The following is a 19,239-nucleotide window of genomic DNA, read 5'->3' on the forward strand; positions in this document are numbered from 1 at the left end:
TTCATGAAAATTTCAAAAAGTAAAAAACTGGGCATTGTTCCTATAGTTTTCATTATTTGTATACTACTTGCTTCCTGTTCAAATACGACATCAACAGATTTGGTTAAGTTCGGGATTCGTGGAAACGTAAAATCTTTCACAGAACAGAACTATGAACCAATAATTGAAGCTGGCAAATGGGCAAAAGGCGAATTGGTTGCTTACGGAAATCACACCACTTTTTTTGATGTTGATGGAAATTACACAGAACGACAAGGTTTTGATACAGAAGGCAAGCCTTCAGAAAAAATCATTGTTAAAAGAGCACATGGTAAGTTGGTAGAAGAAATTATTTATGATGCTAATAAAGCAATACTTGGAAAAATAGTGATCCATACTGATACGGGCAAAAAGCTAGTGTATTCGACTCATGATAAAGATGGTACTGAAACACTCAAAGGAACTATGTGGTATGAAAATGGACAATTACAAAAGCAAGATTTTGAGTTTTTTGACAGAAAAGAGACAGAAGATAAAGTAGTAACTGTTTTCAAATATGATAAAAAAGGAAATATGTCTCATCAAATACAACTGGATACAAAAGGCGATACAACAAGCGTTCAAAAGTTTGAATATGTAGAATTTGATAACCATGAAAATTGGACAAAAAGAATGGAATATCCTTTTAAAGATTCAGATGCGCCAGACAGAATTGTAATAAGAACCTATGAATATTATGAAAATTAGAAAGCATAGTGTAATTCCAGTATTAATTATTGTTTTCACACTATTTAGTTCATGCTCTCAAAAAACAGAAACAGATTGGAGTGTGTACGAACTAAAAGGGAAAGTGAAAAAGTATGTAGAAAGAAATTATGAGCCAGAAACTAAGTTTGGAGAATGGTACGCAGGAGAACAGTATGAATATGGAAATCATAGCGTAGCTTTTGATTCGAATGGAAATTACACAAAAATAGACTTTATCAACGAAAAAAATGAATTGAGAAAACGCACGATTCCAAAAAGAGAGAACGGTAAAGTCATTGAGGAATTTAAGTATGATGAGGATGGACAGTTAGAAAAAGTTGCAAAGTGTAAATATCTCTCTGATTCTAAAGTTGAATATATTCTTTATGATGAAGATGGAAAAGAGGTCGGTTCAGGGAAAACTTTTTTAGAGAATGGTAGAATCAGCAGAAGAGATTATAAGGAATTCTCTGACGGGAAAACTATTTTTGAGATTAGAATGAAATTCAAGCATAACGAAGATGGACTAGTAAGTGCACTCGAACAAACAGATGAAGATGGAAATGTTGAAAATTACAGATACGAATATCTTGAATTTGACGATCAAAATAACTGGACAAAAAGACTGAATTACAATGTAGATGATAGTAAAATGCCCGAAAGATTAGTCATTAGAAACTATGATTACTATGAAAACTAAAAAATATACTGTAATTCCAATGCTGATCATTGTTTTTGCAATGTTGAGTTCTTGTGGTAAAAAAACCGATTGGGACATATATGCATTGAAAGGAAAAGTGAAAACTTACGTAGAAAATTATTACGAGCCCGAAATAAAATTTGGAGAATGGAAACAAGGAGAAGCAGCTGAATATGGAAATTATAGTGTCAATTTTGATGATGAAGGAACTTATCAAAGAATGGATTATCTAGATAAAAATGGAGAATTAACAGAACGAGCAATTCCTAAATGGGACAATGGAAAAATCATCGAAGAAGTTACATACGATAAAGATGGAGCATTTAAAAGTGAAACAAAATATACATACATCTCAGATTCAAAACTAGAATTTACAAACTATGATGAAGATGGAAATATAAAAGTGCAAGGAACCACTTTTTTAGAGGATCATAGAATCGTTAGGCGAGATCACAAAATCTTTACAAATGGAAAAGTTACCTACGAAATTAGAGTAAATTATGAATGTAATGAAAAAGGACATGTAAGCAGTATGAAACAAACGGATGAAGATGGGAAAATTACGATCAGTAAATTTGAGTATTTAGAATTTGACGATCAAAACAACTGGACTAAAAGACTAGATTATCTAGGAGATGATAGCAAAACACCTACTAAAATAGTCATCCGAACTTATGATTACTATGAAAACTAAAAAATACACGATTATTCCAATATTGATCAGCGCTTTTATAATGCTGAGTTCTTGTACAAATAAAAAAACCGATTGGGATTTATATGAATTGAAAGGAAAGGTAAAAACCTATAACGAAAACCATTATAATCCTGTTGAAAAATCTGGCGAATGGCAAAAAGGAAAGCCTTTAGGGTACGGAAGTTCTAGCGTGAGTTTCACAAAAGAAGGCGATCATGAACGAATAGATATTTTTGACAAAAACAACGATTTAAGCGCACATCAGATTTCTAAAAAAGAAAATGGTAAAATGGTTGAAGAATTAAAGTATGATGCAAAAGGAAATTCGGAAGGCATAACAAAATATACGTATCTCTCAGAAACAGAACTTGAGTTTGTATCCTATGATCCAGATGGAAACGAAGTTGGAACGGGAAAACTTTTTTATAAAGATGGTAAAATAATAAAACGCAATTTTAAAACATTATACAAGGGACGTGTAGAGTTTGAGGTTGAAATGAAATTTTTACGCGATGAAAATGGAATGACTACAGCGATAGAAAAAAAATATCCAGATGGAGGAGTCGTGACTACAAAATTTGAGTATGTAGAATTTGACGAACATGACAATTGGACAAAAAGATTTAGTTATACTCCAGAAGACTCAGAAAGACCAGAAAAAATAGCTATTCGAACCTATGAATACTATAAATAATAAAGTGTAATCAAAAGTAAAATAATTGCTTACGATATAAAATTTATTACATTTGACTCAAATTAAAACCATTATACTATATGAAAAAAGCATCCCTATTACTGTTAATTTTTATTTCCCTCACAGCATTTACTTGCGAAAATGAAGCATTAGATCCAGAAACGGAAGAAACAGCAAATGCTAACAATAATAATAATAACAATACAGATGATCCAACTTCCATTATTGGAACTTGGCAGGCAGTTTCTTTTAGTGCAAACGCAGAAATAAGTGTAGATGTTGCAGGATTACCAACAACAATGATGCAATCGTCAGGATCTAACCTTAACTATACGGTTACTTTTAATAGCGATAATACTTTTGCAACAGAAGGAAGCTATGACGTAACTTCTACTGTTTCAGTGGCAGATATTACACAAACGAATACAAGTTCTGTAACTGATGTTATGGGAGATGGAACCTACGAGATTACAAGTAACAACACAATGACCATAAGTGGAGCATTTTACGATTTACAAGTAGACGGTATTGATACTGATGCATTAGCAACTTCTCCGCAAGAAGCACAATTTACAATCAGTGCTGACGGACAAACATTGACATTTCAACAAGATCCACAAACAATTACTTCTGTATCTCAAGGAATTGAAACAACATCCGTTGTTTCCAGTAACTCTGTATTTACAAGACAATAAAACACACCATCATAACACATAAAAAAACCACTCATATCGAGTGGTTTTTTTGTTGTCCATTTTTTGATTGTTGAATCTTCTAGTTCATAGAAATGCTTCCAGAACCTGCTACTTTAGTATCTTGTTTTGCTGGTTTTCCTTTATAAGTAATATCTCCAGAACCAGCTACACGTGCTTTTAAATAGTCAGTTGCATGTAATCGAATATCTCCAGAACCTGCCAAGCTTACTTTAGCACTTTTTGCTTGTAATTTATATGCGTGAATGTCTCCAGAACCCGACAATGCTATTTCTGCATTATCTGCTGTTCCTCTAGCGGTCATATCTCCCGAACCAGAAACAGCCATTTTTAACTTTCCTGCGTTGATATCAATAATAACATCTCCCGAACCAGCCAATGCCATTTTAAAACTATCTGCTTGAATGGTGTCTTTAGTATATACATCTCCCGAACCAGATAAAGAAACTCCGCTAATATCTTTAAACGGAACTGTAATAATTAATTGCTTTCCTCTACTTACACGTAAGTTGTATCCTTTTTTAGTTTTAATTTTTAACACATCTCCTTTCACTTCCGTAGTAATGTGTTCTAATAAATTAGATTCTCCTTTTAGTGTAATAGTTCCTTCGGTTCCAGCTACCAATTCTACGTCAAAAAAACCTGCAACGCTTACGGCGTCATAATCGGAAGTAGTTCTTGTAATAGTAGTTACATTCCCGTTTCCTTTAACTTTCTTTTTTCCCCATTGTGCGTGAGACACTGTAGTGGCTAATAATAATGTGATGATAAATATTGTTGCTTTTCTCATGATAATTGATTTTTTAGATTGATTTTTTTGTTTTATGATTTGATGAATTATTGTTTTTTTATGAATCGAATACTTCCGTATTCTGCACTAATTAAAATTTTATTTCTGGTTGAACCGTTTCCGTGATAACCTTCGTAATAGCTTTCATTAGATTCCACTCGTTTTTTATTCATGGTAAAACCATCTGCTCCTTTTAAACTTGCATTCTCTAAGTCTAACTGAAAGTCAAAGTAATACTGTGGTTGATATCCAATCTTAATTCCGGCAAGCTCTGAATCAATTCTGATATCTCCTGCATCATCTGTCATTTCAGCTATTTTAATAGAACCGTAATCTGCTGATAAGTCCAAATTTCCAGTAATGATTCCTAAACGTAGTGACAAATAATCTCCACTTCCTTTTACATTATATGCTTGTCCAATTTGTAATGTATTATAATCGCAACTGTATTCGATGTTGCTAACAACTTCAAAACTTGATTTTGTATGATCTGCATTTAATTCAATGTTTTCAGCTTCTTTTACGGAAAAAGAAGAGTAATCTGCATTAATACGTCCACCTTTCATATAGGCAATAGTGACATTATTTGTATGATCAAAATTCAAATAATTATCGTTTCCTAATAACTGACCTATTTCCATACGTCCATGATCGCAGTTTAACGAAACTTTATTTTCGGCACGATCCAAGAAAATTCCTCCATAATCATTTGAGACATTTAACTCATTTCCTTTCGGAAATTTGATCGTATAATTTACCGTTACATTTACTCTGTTACGCTTGTTCCATTTGCGCCATGACTTTGACTGATTTTTGTTAAAACTTGTCATTGCACTTACCATGGAAGCTGTATTATTAAAATTTACATCAATTTGTTTCAAACGTTCAACTACTTTACTTTCAGAATCTCCATTGGATTTAATGACTACTTCAATAGCTACTGTATTTTTATCCCAAGCTGTCATATGAATAGTTCCATAGCTATTTGAAATTTTTAAAAGAGCATCTGCATCTACATTAAATTCTTTACTAATTGTTTTTTCTTTAGTATACTTTCCTTTATGCTTTGTATTGCCAAGCGTAATAAAAGGTACTAAAAAAGCAAGTATGGTTAGTTTATATAACAGTGTCTTCATTCTTGAATATTTTAATTTCTTCAATTTGTACTAATACATTCTCTAATAGCTGTATACGAAGTTGGAAATTTGCGACCATTGCTTGTAAAATACGTTTATCTTCTCCATATGCAACAAGTTCATCTTTTAACTTGTCATATTCTGTTTCAAGACGTTTTAGTTGCTGCAAAGCATCTTGTACAATTTCTTTAGTGTCTTCATCTTCAGCAGCTTTTACTTTTTCGAGTTCTTTTTCAATCAAAGAAGCAAAATGGACTTGTGACTTTTCTACTTCTGGCGAAAATGTAACTTCTGGAGATTCTATAGTGGTAGTTCCAAAATTAGAACCGATAAAAATTCCCAAGCTCAATAAAATTACACAGGCTGCCGCAATTTGCTTCCACCAAGTAAACAATATTTTCGGTTTGCTGATGTCAGCTGTTTCTTGAGATTCTTCCTGCTGTTGCTGTAATTTTCTCAAAAAACGGTGTTCGTGTCCCAATTCAGGTGTTTCGATATCGAAATCATCTTTCAATCGGTCAAATAAGTTTGTAATGTTGTCGTTCTCTTTCACACGTTTAAATTTTTATTATCTGATAATAATTTTTTTATAAAATTGAGAACGTGTGCAACCGCTCCGCTCTCGCATTAAAAACTTTCAAAATTTCATTTTGCAAACTAATTTTTAAATTTATTAATGCTCGTTTCATACGTATACTTCCAATTTTCGTCTTAGACTTTCTTTTGCACGCGAAATCGTAGTTCTGCAATTTGCATAGCTAATATCTAGAATTGAGCAAATTTCTTCATAATCAAACCCTTCAATTAAATGTAAGGTCAAAGAAACTCTGTAATTGTCCTTCAGTGTTTTTAAAGTTTGCAATACTTTTTGAGCCTGTAAGCTTGTAAACTCCTCATCCGAAGCAACTCCATCATTATCTTCGACCTTATGTAACAAAGTGTCGATAGGAACTTCTTCTTTTCGTTGTTGCTTTTTATACAGATAAATACTTTTATTCACTACGATTTTTTTTAACCATGCGCCAAAAGAAACTTGTTCGCTAAAAGTATCCAACTTCATAAAAGCATTCAAAAATGCTTCTTGCATGGCGTCTTCTGCTTCTGCGCTATTTTTTAAAATTCGAAATGCAGTATTATACATCGCTTTGTAATAGCGATTGTAAATCTCCATTTGCGCAGATTGATTTCCTTCTTTGCACAACGTAATGAGTTGTTCAGTATGTAACTTTTGGTGGCTCAAAAAGTTTAGTTTATTGTAAAGATTAGTGAAAAATTAAATTGTTACACTTTTATCTAAAATTATTTAATATTTCTTGATTTTTATCTATTTATCAAGGAAAGCTTGGCATAACAATTGTCTTTAAATGATCGTTGTGACCAATGAAATCAACGACTTTAGTTGATTTATAAGCGGTTACACAGTAAAATAAAAATAAAAATAAAAAGATATCATCCTGTTTATATGACAGAATGACTTAGAACAATATATATGAGCGAGACAAAGTTTTTAAATATGGACAGTTTGTCATTTCAATCCATTGATGAAGATGCGGAATTGATTCCGTTGATGACGCCCGAAGATGAAGAAGAAATCAATAGAGAAGAGTTACCACCTACATTGCCAATTTTACCGTTACGAAATACCGTATTATTTCCAGGAGTTGTAATTCCAATTACCGCTGGACGCGATAAATCAATTCAATTGATCAAAGACGCTAATAATGGCGGAAAAGTAATTGGTGTCGTTTCTCAAAAAGATGAAACAGTAGAAAATCCTGCATTAGAAGATATCAATACTCTAGGAACTGTAGCGCGTATTTTGCGTGTCTTACAAATGCCAGATGGAAATACAACGATTATCATTCAAGGAAAAAAACGCTTTGAAGTAGATACTTTATTGCGTGATACTCCATACATGGAAGCAACGGTGAAAGAAGTGCCAGAAACACGTCCGGAAAAAGATGATGAAGAGTTTACCGCGATTTTAGATTCGATCAAAGATTTGGCATTACAAATCATCAAAGAGAGTCCAAACATTCCGTCGGAAGCATCGTTTGCCATCAAAAACATTGAAAGTTCTTCGTTTTTAATCAACTTCATATCTTCAAATATGAATTTGACCGTAAAGGAGAAACAAGAATTATTGGCTGTGACCGATTTAAAACAACGTGCATTAGCAACGCTGAAAAGCATGAACTTGGAAATGCAGAAGTTGGAGTTAAAGAATGATATTCAGTCAAAAGTACGCCACGATTTAGATCAGCAACAGCGTGAATATTTCTTGCATCAGCAAATGAAAACAATCCAAGAAGAATTAGGTGGAGGCGTTTCGTATGAAAAAGAAGTAGAAGAAATGCGCGCTCGTGCCAAAACGAAAAAGTGGGACGAAAATATAAAGAAGCATTTTGATAAAGAATTGTCAAAAATGCAACGCATGAATCCGCAAGTTGCCGAATACTCTATTCAGCGTAACTATTTGGAGTTGTTTTTAGATTTACCTTGGAATGAATTCAGTAAAGATAAATTCAATCTGAAAAAAGCACAAACCATCTTAGATCGTGATCATTCAGGTTTGGAAGATGTAAAGAAGCGTATCATAGAATATTTGGCAGTACTAAAGCTACGTAACGATATGAAATCACCGATTTTATGTTTATATGGTCCTCCAGGAGTTGGAAAAACCTCTTTAGGAAAATCAATTGCAGAAGCTTTAGGACGAGAATATGTGCGTATTTCTTTAGGTGGATTGCGTGATGAAGCTGAAATTCGCGGACATCGTAAAACATATATTGGAGCCATGCCAGGACGAATTATTCAAAGTCTGAAAAAAGCAGGAACGTCAAATCCTGTATTCGTATTGGATGAAATAGATAAGCTTTCTAGCAGTCACAATGGCGATCCGTCATCGGCAATGTTAGAAGTATTAGATCCAGAACAAAACACCGCTTTTTATGATAATTTCTTAGAAATGGGCTACGACTTGTCAAAAGTAATGTTCATTGCAACGGCAAATAGTCTAAGTACCATTCAGCCTGCATTACGCGATCGTATGGAAATTATCAATGTCACAGGATATACGACAGAAGAAAAGGTAGAAATTGGTGGAAAACATTTGCTAGAAAAGCAATTGAAAGAACACGGACTTTCTGAAAAAGATTTAAAAATAGGGAAGAAGCAGCTTGAAAAAATAGTAGAAGGATATACGCGTGAAAGTGGTGTACGTGGATTGGAAAAGCAAATCGCTAAAATGGTGCGTTATGCGGCAAAATCTATTGCCATGGAAGATAAATACGAGAAAAAAGTAACCAATGCTATCATAGAAGAAGTATTAGGTCCTGCACGTATGGAGCGCAATAAATATGAAAATAATGATGTGGCAGGAGTTGTTACAGGATTAGCTTGGACAAGTGTTGGAGGTGATATTTTATTTATAGAATCTACTTTATCAAAAGGAAAAGGAAACCTTTCCATCACAGGAAACTTAGGAAAAGTGATGAAAGAATCTGCGACGATTGCGATGGAATATATGAAGTCGAATGCAGACTTTTTAGGCGTAAAACCTGAAATATTTTCAAAATACAATGTGCACATTCACGTTCCAGAAGGTGGTACTCCAAAAGATGGACCAAGTGCGGGAATTACCATGTTGACATCTTTGGTTTCGTTATTCACACAGAAAAAAGTGAAAAAAGATATTGCCATGACGGGAGAAATTACGTTGCGAGGAAAAGTGTTGCCTGTTGGTGGAATCAAAGAAAAAATATTAGCAGCGAAACGCGCAGGAATCAAAGAAATCATTTTGTGCGAACAAAACAGACGTGATATTTTAGAAATCAAAGCAGCTTATTTAAAAGGACTCACATTTCATTATGTAACCGAAATGAGCGATGTAATTAAGCATGCAGTGACCAATGAAGCTGTAAAAAATGCAAAAACATTATCTGTAGATTAACAAAATTGACAATGACTTGAAGTTGTACACAATTTTAAATTCAATGTTACCATCATATAAAAAGACTTGGAGTTACTACATAACGCTGAGTCTTTTTTGCATCATACAAATTTGATAGTAACTAAAAAAGAACAGCTGCCCAATGTGTTAAACTAAACGAAACGAAACATTTTTGTTATTGAGCAACTGTTACATAATTAAACATCTCCGAGTTCTTACATGTTTTGCATGTCGTTGATTCAGAAATTCTTTTGAAGAACGGTTGTTTTATGTTGTAAAACAAAGACATGAGGTGCGGTTTTATAAAATATCAATAAAAATAAAGTGCTTTAAAAGCCATATTAGTAAAGGATTGCCAATAAAAAGTGTAGTTTTGCCGCAGAAAAAAATCAATTAACAGAAATATCTGAATTTTTTTAAAAAGCGTATAAAATATTTATAATATCTAAACGTTTTGAATAAAGATTTTAGTTACTTTGTACACATGCAGAAAAAGATCCTCTTTTCCTTTTTTTTGTTTATAACTACGCTGGCCTCCGCTCAAATAGGAGGTAGATACACGTACCAGTTTTTAAACTTAATTTCTTCTCCAAGGCAAGCAGCTCTTGGAGGAAAAGTAATTACGAATTACGATAAAGATGTAAATCAGGCATTGTTTAATCCTGCAACTATTAACTATACAATGGATAATCAGTTGTCAGTAAATTATGTCAATTATCTAGGAGATGTAAATTACGGTTCAGCTGCCTATGCGTATACTTGGGACAGAAGAGTACAAACGTTTCATGCAGGAGTTACCTATGTATCATACGGTCAATTTGATGGATATGATGAAGAAGGAAATGCTACAGGAAGCTTTACAGGAAATGAAGTTGCGTTGTCAATGGGATATGCATACAATATTCCTTGGACAGATATTCATATTGGTGCCAGTGCAAAATTTATCAACTCTAAATTAGAACAATACAATTCTTTTGGTGGTGCGGTAGATTTAGGAATTATGTATATAAATGAAGAACTAGAATTCAATGTTGCGTTAGTAGCTAGAAACTTAGGACTTCAATTTACAACTTATGCAGGTGTGCAAGAACAATTGCCTTTTGAATTAATTTTAGGATTATCGCAAAAGCTTGAACACGTTCCTATTCGTTGGCATGTTACCTTTGAAAACTTACAAGAATGGAATATTGCGTTTGCCAATCCAAATAGAGCAGAACAATCGATTGAAGGTGGCGTAACGGAAGAAAAAGTGACATTCTTTAAAAACTTAATTCGACGAACCATTGTAGGAATGGAATTGTTCCCAGACAAAGGATTTAATATTCGATTAGGATACAACTTCCGTAGAGGAGAAGAATTAAAAATTATAGATCAACGTAATTTCTCTGGAATTACGGCTGGATTTGGACTTCGAATCAATAAACTAAAATTCGATTATACCTACGCACGTTACGCTATTGCGGCAAACACAAGTATGTTTGGTGTTACAATTAATTTGCAATAAAACGACGCGTTACCACCAAAAAAGAATGCGATCATGAAAAAAATTATCATTGCCATTGATGGTTTCTCATCTACAGGAAAAAGCACGATTGCTAAACAACTTGCCAAAGAATTAGAATATATATATGTAGACACAGGCGCTATGTATCGCGCGGTAACTTTGTACGCACTTCGCAACGAATATATCAATCCAGACAATTTTTCTATCAATGCTTTGGTCGAAGACTTAGATAGCATTCACTTACACTTTGTATATAATGATGCAGTAGGCTTCGCCGAAATGTACTTGAATGGAGAAAATGTAGAAAAAGAAATCAGAACCTTAAGAGTTTCTGACTTTGTGAGTAAAGTCGCTGCAGTTCCTGAAGTACGGTATCAATTGGTAAAGCAACAACAAAAAATGGGGCAAGACAGTGGCATTGTAATGGATGGAAGAGATATTGGGACTGTTGTATTTCCTGAAGCAGAATTAAAACTTTTCATGACGGCTTCTCCAGAAAAAAGAGCGATCCGTCGTTACAAAGAACTCATTGAAAAAGGCGACGATGTTAATTATGAAGACGTATTGCGAAATGTGCAAAACAGAGATTATATAGATTCGCATCGAGAAGATTCACCTTTACGACAAGCGGAAGGCGCCATTGCTATTGATAATAGTGACATGGGACTGAAAGAACAATTTGAACGCATTCTCAATTTAGTCAAGCGAACCATAAACGCTTAAAAAGTGTTTTAAGTCTGATAAAATACTGCTCATACAGAGTATTTTAGGAAAATAAAAATTATTGTTCTATCTTCAAATCGAAAAAGAAAATCGATTAAGTTACCAAACTGTATGAAAATTGCTAAACAGATATTTTTAATATCCATTAACACCCTTATTTTACTCTTTATATCTTCCTGTTCAAAAGAAGAAACTGAAATAGAAATTGAGTCCTATTTTGAAATTACCGAAACTCAATTATTTTCTCCACCTGAAGAAACTGAATTTGAAATTGATATTTCTACCAATACTGATTGGAAGATAATATCAAATCCTGACTGGCTAGAAGTCGTAAAAGAAGTTGATTATAATATCAATAGACTACACATCACAGTTTTTGAAAATGAAGATTATTCTTCACGAGAAGGGAAGATCAAAATTAAAACGACGGGAGATATTTATGAAGTTGAAGTTCGTCAAGGAGCGTTTTATGAAGACTTTCGTAAAGGCTATATAAATTATGATCCTGTAGGTTATCAGGGCAATGCTGTTTTTACCGTATTTACACAAAGTGAAGCAAAACCTGATTATTATTGGGGTTTTACCATTAGACATGAACAAAATTTGTCTGATGATGTATATGTTGATCAATTCAGAATTACCTATTGTGAAGAATTTAGGTACAATGGAGAGGAAATGATTCCAACAGAAATTACCTTACTGCATTTTGGCGAATCGGAGTTTACATATAGAAAAAATGGTGCTTCAAACTTTACAGGAGGTTTTCATGGAAATGAAACATTAGAAGAAATAGAATTCTTTATTGACAATACAGTAATGACCGATCTATCTACTGCTTTTGCTATGAAACCGTGTGAAGAATTTTCATATAAACAAAAAAGCATGATGCATAAAGATGACATGTCTCATGGAGAAGAAGCAGAGCACATAAAACAAACAACGATAAAAGACGGCGGTTATACTACAAAAAATACCTTAATAGGAAAGGAAAATATTTCCTTGAGTACTTGTTATGGTTCTTTAGTGTCGGTAAGTATTGATATTGGCCAAAATGGATATACGGACAACTTCGATGAATCTGTTACATTCAATCAAAATGGCGATCGAAAAATGGAAGAAGTCAACAATAAAATTTTCTTATGGAGTGAAACCAATCAACTTTCTACAAAAATAGAAAGTATCTTTAGTATCAATGACAATTCTTCAAAGCAATATATATGGGATACTCAATATTACAGTAAGTATTACAGATACCTTCAAAATGTAGACCTTGCCATTGGAGAAACTTGGGATTTTGAGACAAAGGTTACCTTTAATAAAATGAGATAAATAAAAAACCGCCTTACTTTAAAATAAGGCGGTTTTTCCGATTTTTTTATTTCTTTATGATAAATGTGGAATTATCAATTCTTGTCCTGGATGAATTACATCTGGATTTTCAAGAATATCTCCATTTGCTTTAAAGATAGCATGGTATTCACCAGCTTTTCCATAATACTGCTTTGCAATCTTACCTAACGTGTCTCCACTTGCTACTGTGTGGCGGTGAAAAACAGTTTCATCAGCTACTTCAATATTAGCTTCAATGTCTTGTGGAAGTTCTCCTCCAAGTTCTTTAATTTTATCCCACATCAAGTTTTTTTCATACTGCGTACCAGCTGTACCACTTACTTTTAATACACCATCTGCTTCTTCTACATTTCCGTTTTGAATATTTAACTCTTGTCCAAGATCTAGAACTCCTTGATATTTCGCTTTTACACTCATTCTTTTGTTATTTTAATTATTAATATCATAAATATAAAGCAAAAAAATAAATTTCGTGTTATGACAGTGTTACAATCTTTTTTTTCGATAAAAATCATATTTCATAGCTAAATTGAAAAAAACGCTTCTGTTTGAAGTACTATTTGTTTGTAAATCAAAATAATAATCATACTTTTGCACTCCTTTTTAGCATGATGGAGAATCGGAAAAGGGACAAAGAAAATTTTAAGAAACATAACAATCTACTGCTTTTACATGCAAAGAATCTCTAAATGAGCAGTATACAAATTTTACATCAGCAAATGGCTGAAGAAAACACAAACACAGACGTTCAGGACGTTAAAAATCCTGAAGAATTTCTAGCAAACTTTAACTGGCACAATTACGAAGAAGGAATTGACCAAGTAGAAGACGAAAAGTTAGAAGAGTTCGAAAAATTAGTAGCGGCAAATTTCGTTGATACAGATGATGACGCTGTAGTAGATGGAACTGTAGTAAGAATGACTGACAGAGAAGCGATTATTGATATCAATGCTAAATCTGAAGGAGTAATTTCTTTAAACGAATTTCGTTACAATCCAGACTTAAAAGTAGGAGACAAAGTAGAAGTATTAATTGACGTTCGTGAAGACAGAACAGGACAGTTAGTGTTATCTCACAGAAAAGCGAGAACAATCAAAGCATGGGATCGTGTAAACGCTGCGCATGACAAAGGTGAAATCGTTAATGGTTTTGTAAAATGCAGAACTAAAGGAGGTATGATTGTAGACGTATTCGGAATTGAAGCGTTCTTACCAGGATCTCAAATTGACGTGAAGCCAATTAGAGATTACGATCAGTATGTGAATAAAACTATGGAATTCAAAGTGGTTAAAATTAACCATGAATTCAAAAACGTGGTTGTATCTCACAAAGCACTTATTGAAGCAGATATTGAATTACAGAAGAAAGAAATTATTGGTCAATTAGAAAAAGGTCAAGTACTAGAAGGAATTGTGAAAAACATTACTTCTTACGGTGTATTTATTGATCTTGGAGGAGTTGACGGATTAATCCACATTACAGATCTTTCTTGGTCTCGTATCAACCATCCAAATGAGGTTGTTGAATTAGACCAGAAATTAAATGTTGTAATCCTTGACTTTGATGATAACAAATCAAGAATCCAATTAGGATTAAAGCAATTAAGCGCTCATCCATGGGAAGCTTTAGATTCTGAATTAAAAATCGGAGATAAAGTAAAAGGAAAAGTTGTTGTTATTGCTGATTACGGTGCATTTATCGAAGTAGCAGAAGGTGTTGAAGGATTAATTCACGTTTCTGAAATGTCTTGGTCTACACACTTACGCTCTGCACAAGATTTCGTAAAAGTTGGAGATGAAGTAGAAGCGGTAATCTTAACATTAGATAGAGAAGATCGTAAAATGTCTCTTGGTATCAAGCAAATGACGCCAGATCCATGGACTGATATTACTACAAAATATCCTGTAGGTTCTAAGCACACAGGAACTGTACGTAACTTCACTAACTTTGGTGTATTCGTAGAATTAGAAGAAGGAATTGACGGATTGATTTATATCTCTGATTTATCTTGGACTAAGAAAGTGAAGCATCCATCTGAGTTTGTTACTGTTGGTGACAAATTAGAAGTACTTGTATTAGAATTAGACGTAGAAGGACGTAAATTAAGTTTAGGTCACAAACAAACTACTGAAAATCCTTGGGATAAGTACGAAGATGAGTTTGGTGTTGGAACAACGCACACAGCGGAAATCTCTGACACTAATGATAAAGGAGCTACCGTAGCATTAAATGAAGATGTAGTAGCATTCATTCCTTCTCGTCACTTAGAAAAAGAAGACGGAAAGAAATTGAAGAAAGGTGATACTGCTGAGTTCAAAGTAATTGAGTTCAATAAAGAATTCAAAAGAGTAGTAGCTTCTCACACTGCAATCTTTAGAGAAGAAGAGCAACGTAATGTTCAAGCTGCTGCTAAGAAGCAACAAGCTAACGAGAGAACAACTCTTGGAGACTTAAATGCTTTACAGCAATTAAAAGACAAAATGGAAGGAAAATAATTCTGAACATTTTATCATATATCAAAAAGCCGTTTCAATTTGAAACGGCTTTTTTTGTACTTAGTTTTTTTTGATTGAGAATTATTTCACGATCATTTTTATGGTTTCTTGTTTGTGATTTTCATCATAGATTTTGACAAAGTAAATTCCAGGATTCAGTTTATATGTATCAAAAGAAATACTCGTGCTTTGAACGTTTGTCATTTCTAATACGGTTTTTCCGTAAAAATCTCTAACAATAACATTTTCAATATGTGTACTTTTATCTTTCGCAGATAATGTAGTATTACTAGAAACAGGATTCGGATACAATGTAAATTTATACTGATTGAAGAAAGGTGTTTCAGTACTTGTTTGACTTCTGTCAAAAATACTACTTCCGCCTTCATCTCGCAATCTCGCTACAAAAGCATCATGAAAATTACTATAACTTTCTCTGTAAGAAGTGTCAAAATTTGTATCCGTATTATATGTTCCAGCGACCATAATATGATTCTGAACACCTAAACAAATGCTAAATACTCTTTTGTCAGTAGCGGTTTCTTGCCAGAACAAACCATTGATATTTTGTGTATTTCCTAATTTGGCAACAGAACTATTTTGATATGTAAAGAAGTTCTTATTGTTGAAAGCTGCAAAAATACTATTGGTGTTACTGTCGTATACTAGTTTTGTGGTATAAGTCAAAGGATCATTGATGCGTCCATAAAAATTTACAGGATCCGTAGCTAAGTTAATTCCGTACGTATACACTTCATTATCTCTAGATAAATAAATGGTATTATTATCATGCGTAATACTTGAAGTCATTTCGTCTTCATAGATGTTATTTGTAGAAATTTCCAGTTCAGGACCGTCATTAGGATTATCATTGATGGCAATTGTAAAATAATCGATACCCACTTCATGTGCTGTGTTTTCTGGGATAAAAACATTTCCGTTCATTTCTCCTGTAACATATAAGGAATTGGTACTTTCTATATATGCAATATCATGAATACGATAAAAATGATTGTTGGCATTACTTGGCGACAAAGCTTCAAATTCAACACTATGTATATAATTAAAATTTTGGTCAAACTTAAATACTTTGGTTTCATACCTTCTAATTAATCCAGCACCAACATTTACAAAGTAGTCTCCATTATTTGGGAAATTTTGGGTGAATAATGATGTTAAAAATATATTTCCTGTAGAAGTGTCAATATCAATATTCGCTTCATTATATCCGTACTTATAACTGTCAATTTGAGTACCATTCAAATTATATTTAAGTATATATCCATTACTAGTAGTTATGAAAATATGGTTGTTAAAGTATTTTACTTTTTTACCATTTCCAATAGTATTCGTCAGATATCTTGTCCAAAGCAAGTTTCCATCCATATCAAATTTCATAATATAATTGCTGCTAGTAGCTGTAAAATTAGGATCTTCAAAAGAAGTATCTCCATTGGCTAGCAATCCAACCACATACGTATTTCCAAGATCATCTTGTTCAAGATCATACGGATATCTTTTCACTGTAGTTTTAGCTCCAAAAGTTCTTGGCCATAACTTGTTAGGTAAATTGAGACAAAATTGAGCACAACTTTCAATAGTCTGACACGCAAGTTTTGTAATTGACGTACAGTTTTGACCTTCTGCAGGAAGTACGTCGTCTCTAAAATTAACTCTAAAAGTATAGCATCTTTGTTCTTGATACGCTAAATCATCTACTTGAATTTCAAAACTGTTGTTTACAATAGATGCAGAAAAATTAACTGGATTGAATGAAGTCATATCAAAGAATTGTGGATCTAAAGTATCTTCAATCGTTGTGCTGATTGGGCAACTATCTACTTCATCATTTCTAACACAAATATTAAATGTGATTTGATCGCCTGGATCAAAACGCGGACATTTTGGAGATATCGTTCGAACGGTTTTGCTCAAATAAATATCTGGGCAGCGAACCGTAGTACAACAAACTTCTACAATAATATTGAAATTAATAACAGTATAACAACCATTTGGTCCTGTAAGTCTAGCATAAATTGTTTGCTGATCAGAAGTTGTATTTTCATAATTACCAGGACTTGCAATACTGCCAACATTAGCGTTAGCATCGGCTAAACTTGTATGAAAACTAACGGTAGCATCTGTTTGACCATTTTGAATAATTGTAGAAACGGAAGTCAAATCAAAAATACCAAAACCATCATTAGGTGTTTCATCGCATATAGTAATATCATCAGGAATTTGTGCCACAGGAGCAGCTGAAATCGTTACTGTAATTGTATCTTCATACGAGCAACCATTTGCAGTCACCAAAATACGGTACTCGCCACTTTCAGTTACCGTATAAGTATTTTGTGTTGCTCCAGAAATGTTCACAAAGTTCCCATTCGTTAATTTTTGCCATTGATAGGTAGCATTTGGAATTGCTGGGACTCCAATTTCACTACTTTCCCCAACACAAGCTACAATATCTGGACCTAATTCAATACCCACATTAAATGAACCATTTTCTATAAGAATTGCAGAATCATACGTAGCATCTCCTTCATCAGCAATTGCTATCGTGATTCTATATTGTTGATTTGGTATTACATCACCAAAAGCAGTAAAATCGTGAGTTTGCCCGTTAAAGGATGTTGGTGATTGAGCGGCAGGAATCGTTAATACACTATCTGGATTTGGATTGATTACGTAATTATAATTCGAGAAAAACGGTTCATTAACAGCTACACATTGTACGCCTCCAGTTCCGTCATCAAAATATATAGTAGGTCTAATACTCGTTACTTGAATAGGTGTATTTGAGTTTGGAACTACGGCTAAATTTTGAACTGTTCCATTAGATAAATCTTCTAAAACAAACACAAATAAATCAGCGAAATTACATTCATACTGTTGATTGTATTCTTCTGAAAGTAACATAAAATCAAAAGAAATATGATTGGCAATCGGTGTAAAATTAAAAGAAATCGTAGTTCCGTTTCTATAATTACTACCTGGTTCTCCAAACTGAGTAATGAATGGATCTGCATATGATGCCCAAGCACCAGCGTTTCCATTTGATGAAGGATTATCAGGATCATTAGGACCTTGCACTTGATTTATAAACCCAGTAGATAAAATCATTCCGCTGTTAAAAGGTATGTTAGAAGAGCCATTTGTAAAACTTCCCAAACTTTCAGGCAAGCTCCCAAACTGAGAATCACCACTTGATGTTGATTCGATGTTTGTAAATGTAGCACAACTATTTGTGAATAATTGTTGCACCAACAAAGCAGGTCCTAAAACACCATCGCCTACAGGAGTCGCAATGAATCCACCACGGTTTGCGTTTTTTTCTTGAGAGAATAAATGTTTGTTTTTTTGTTGAAATTCTAGCTTCAACTTTGACTTTAACCCAGAAACTTCACGATTGTTTAATTTTGAAATGTCATAGTTAACGATTTCAGTTTCAACATACGCATTAGTCATTTTTTGAAGCTGTTCTCTGTTTTGAGCTGTCACAGATAACATGCCAGTAAATAACAGTACGATTAGAAATAAATATTTTTTTTTCATCATATAAAAATTAGAAATGTTAGTATTTATTTTAAATGTACTTACTATAAATGCTGTTTAAAATAGACAATGCTAAACTGCGGAAAGCTTCTTCATATTCGCTTAGAAATGTTTCAAATACGATATTTTGAAAATGTCCTTTTGAAGTGTTTTAAGGTGTTTCGTTAGGTTTTCAACACAAAAAATCCGTTTCAAATTGAAACG

The 19,239-nt window shown here is 33.4% G+C and carries 16 protein-coding genes; 10 read left to right on the plus strand and 6 right to left on the minus strand.

Annotated elements, in window-relative coordinates; all coding sequences use genetic code 11:
* The first annotated feature begins 3 nt into the window (after nt 1–3).
* From Q0845_RS11130 to Q0845_RS11150, 5 genes are all read left to right on the plus strand, one after another.
* Entirely contained in the window at nt 4–726 is a 723-nt protein-coding gene (locus tag Q0845_RS11130) for a hypothetical protein (RefSeq protein WP_298512924.1), read from the plus strand.
* Nucleotides 716–1,426: a hypothetical protein gene (locus Q0845_RS11135; RefSeq protein WP_298512926.1), complete on the plus strand. Its 711-nt coding sequence runs from the start codon at nt 716–718 to the stop codon at nt 1,424–1,426. The genes Q0845_RS11130 and Q0845_RS11135 overlap by 11 nt, the downstream gene beginning before the upstream one ends.
* Complete coding sequence (locus Q0845_RS11140) at nt 1,416–2,120, plus strand: hypothetical protein (RefSeq protein ID WP_298512929.1); 705 nt, start codon at nt 1,416–1,418, stop codon at nt 2,118–2,120. The genes Q0845_RS11135 and Q0845_RS11140 overlap by 11 nt, the downstream gene beginning before the upstream one ends.
* Nucleotides 2,110–2,814 carry a hypothetical protein gene (locus Q0845_RS11145; RefSeq protein ID WP_298512931.1) on the plus strand — a complete coding sequence of 235 codons (705 nt, stop codon included), beginning with the start codon at nt 2,110–2,112 and terminating at the stop codon, nt 2,812–2,814. The genes Q0845_RS11140 and Q0845_RS11145 overlap by 11 nt, the downstream gene beginning before the upstream one ends.
* Before the next feature lie 80 nt (nt 2,815–2,894).
* A complete protein-coding gene (locus tag Q0845_RS11150; RefSeq protein WP_298512934.1) occupies nt 2,895–3,509 on the plus strand; it encodes a hypothetical protein in 615 nt (204 codons plus the stop codon).
* 79 nt (nt 3,510–3,588) lie between these two features.
* Here the strand turns inward: Q0845_RS11150 and Q0845_RS11155 are convergent, their stop codons facing one another.
* The 4 genes from Q0845_RS11155 to Q0845_RS11170 all read right to left on the minus strand — a co-directional run bounded on the left by Q0845_RS11155 (nt 3,589) and on the right by Q0845_RS11170 (nt 6,693).
* Nucleotides 3,589–4,317: a head GIN domain-containing protein gene (locus tag Q0845_RS11155; RefSeq protein ID WP_298512936.1), complete on the minus strand. Its 729-nt coding sequence runs from the start codon at nt 4,315–4,317 to the stop codon at nt 3,589–3,591.
* 47 nt (nt 4,318–4,364) lie between these two features.
* Nucleotides 4,365–5,453, minus strand: coding sequence for a hypothetical protein (locus tag Q0845_RS11160; RefSeq protein WP_298512938.1), 1,089 nt, complete (start codon nt 5,451–5,453; stop codon nt 4,365–4,367).
* Entirely contained in the window at nt 5,434–6,006 is a 573-nt protein-coding gene (locus Q0845_RS11165; RefSeq protein WP_298512941.1) for a hypothetical protein, read from the minus strand. The genes Q0845_RS11160 and Q0845_RS11165 overlap by 20 nt, the downstream gene beginning before the upstream one ends.
* A gap of 132 nt (nt 6,007–6,138) precedes the next feature.
* Nucleotides 6,139–6,693, minus strand: a complete 555-nt coding sequence (locus tag Q0845_RS11170) for an RNA polymerase sigma factor (RefSeq protein WP_298512944.1) — start codon at nt 6,691–6,693, stop codon at nt 6,139–6,141.
* Between the two features lie 249 nt (nt 6,694–6,942).
* Here Q0845_RS11170 and lon point away from each other — a divergent pair, with 249 nt between their 5' ends.
* The 4 genes from lon to Q0845_RS11190 all read left to right on the plus strand — a co-directional run bounded on the left by lon (nt 6,943) and on the right by Q0845_RS11190 (nt 12,961).
* A complete protein-coding gene (gene lon, locus Q0845_RS11175; protein WP_298512946.1) occupies nt 6,943–9,405 on the plus strand; it encodes an endopeptidase La in 2,463 nt (820 codons plus the stop codon).
* 484 nt (nt 9,406–9,889) lie between these two features.
* Nucleotides 9,890–10,909: a type IX secretion system protein PorQ gene (gene porQ, locus Q0845_RS11180; protein WP_298512949.1), complete on the plus strand. Its 1,020-nt coding sequence runs from the start codon at nt 9,890–9,892 to the stop codon at nt 10,907–10,909.
* Between the two features lie 33 nt (nt 10,910–10,942).
* Nucleotides 10,943–11,632, plus strand: a complete 690-nt coding sequence (gene cmk, locus Q0845_RS11185; RefSeq protein WP_298512951.1) for a (d)CMP kinase — start codon at nt 10,943–10,945, stop codon at nt 11,630–11,632.
* 111 nt (nt 11,633–11,743) lie between these two features.
* Nucleotides 11,744–12,961: a BACON domain-containing protein gene (locus Q0845_RS11190; RefSeq protein ID WP_298512953.1), complete on the plus strand. Its 1,218-nt coding sequence runs from the start codon at nt 11,744–11,746 to the stop codon at nt 12,959–12,961.
* Nucleotides 12,962–13,015: 54 nt separating this feature from the next.
* On the opposite strand, the gene Q0845_RS11195 is transcribed toward Q0845_RS11190, so the two are convergent.
* The gene (locus tag Q0845_RS11195; RefSeq protein ID WP_298512955.1) at nt 13,016–13,399 is read right to left on the minus strand and encodes a LysM peptidoglycan-binding domain-containing protein; all 384 of its coding nucleotides are present in this window, start codon (nt 13,397–13,399) and stop codon (nt 13,016–13,018) included.
* 302 nt (nt 13,400–13,701) lie between these two features.
* Here Q0845_RS11195 and rpsA point away from each other — a divergent pair, with 302 nt between their 5' ends.
* The gene (gene rpsA / locus Q0845_RS11200) at nt 13,702–15,477 is read left to right on the plus strand and encodes a 30S ribosomal protein S1 (protein ID WP_298513333.1); all 1,776 of its coding nucleotides are present in this window, start codon (nt 13,702–13,704) and stop codon (nt 15,475–15,477) included.
* Nucleotides 15,478–15,558: 81 nt separating this feature from the next.
* Here the strand turns inward: rpsA and Q0845_RS11205 are convergent, their stop codons facing one another.
* Entirely contained in the window at nt 15,559–19,038 is a 3,480-nt protein-coding gene (locus Q0845_RS11205; protein ID WP_298512956.1) for a choice-of-anchor L domain-containing protein, read from the minus strand.
* Nucleotides 19,039–19,239: the final 201 nt, after the last annotated feature.

Source organism: uncultured Kordia sp. (assembly GCF_947489565.1).
In the GTDB taxonomy this organism is placed as follows: domain Bacteria; phylum Bacteroidota; class Bacteroidia; order Flavobacteriales; family Flavobacteriaceae; genus Kordia.

Coding starts and splice junctions, on each gene's coding strand:
- Q0845_RS11130 (WP_298512924.1), top strand. CDS start 4: ATGAAAATTTCAAAAAGTAAAAAACTGGGCATTGTTCCTATAGTTTTC.
- Q0845_RS11160 (WP_298512938.1), bottom strand. CDS start 5,453: ATGAAGACACTGTTATATAAACTAACCATACTTGCTTTTTTAGTACCT.
- Q0845_RS11135 (WP_298512926.1), top strand. CDS start 716: ATGAAAATTAGAAAGCATAGTGTAATTCCAGTATTAATTATTGTTTTC.
- Q0845_RS11190 (WP_298512953.1), top strand. CDS start 11,744: ATGAAAATTGCTAAACAGATATTTTTAATATCCATTAACACCCTTATT.
- rpsA (WP_298513333.1), top strand. CDS start 13,702: ATGGCTGAAGAAAACACAAACACAGACGTTCAGGACGTTAAAAATCCT.
- Q0845_RS11205 (WP_298512956.1), bottom strand. CDS start 19,038: ATGATGAAAAAAAAATATTTATTTCTAATCGTACTGTTATTTACTGGC.
- Q0845_RS11195 (WP_298512955.1), bottom strand. CDS start 13,399: ATGAGTGTAAAAGCGAAATATCAAGGAGTTCTAGATCTTGGACAAGAG.
- cmk (WP_298512951.1), top strand. CDS start 10,943: ATGAAAAAAATTATCATTGCCATTGATGGTTTCTCATCTACAGGAAAA.
- Q0845_RS11140 (WP_298512929.1), top strand. CDS start 1,416: ATGAAAACTAAAAAATATACTGTAATTCCAATGCTGATCATTGTTTTT.
- Q0845_RS11150 (WP_298512934.1), top strand. CDS start 2,895: ATGAAAAAAGCATCCCTATTACTGTTAATTTTTATTTCCCTCACAGCA.
- lon (WP_298512946.1), top strand. CDS start 6,943: ATGAGCGAGACAAAGTTTTTAAATATGGACAGTTTGTCATTTCAATCC.
- porQ (WP_298512949.1), top strand. CDS start 9,890: ATGCAGAAAAAGATCCTCTTTTCCTTTTTTTTGTTTATAACTACGCTG.
- Q0845_RS11155 (WP_298512936.1), bottom strand. CDS start 4,317: ATGAGAAAAGCAACAATATTTATCATCACATTATTATTAGCCACTACA.
- Q0845_RS11145 (WP_298512931.1), top strand. CDS start 2,110: ATGAAAACTAAAAAATACACGATTATTCCAATATTGATCAGCGCTTTT.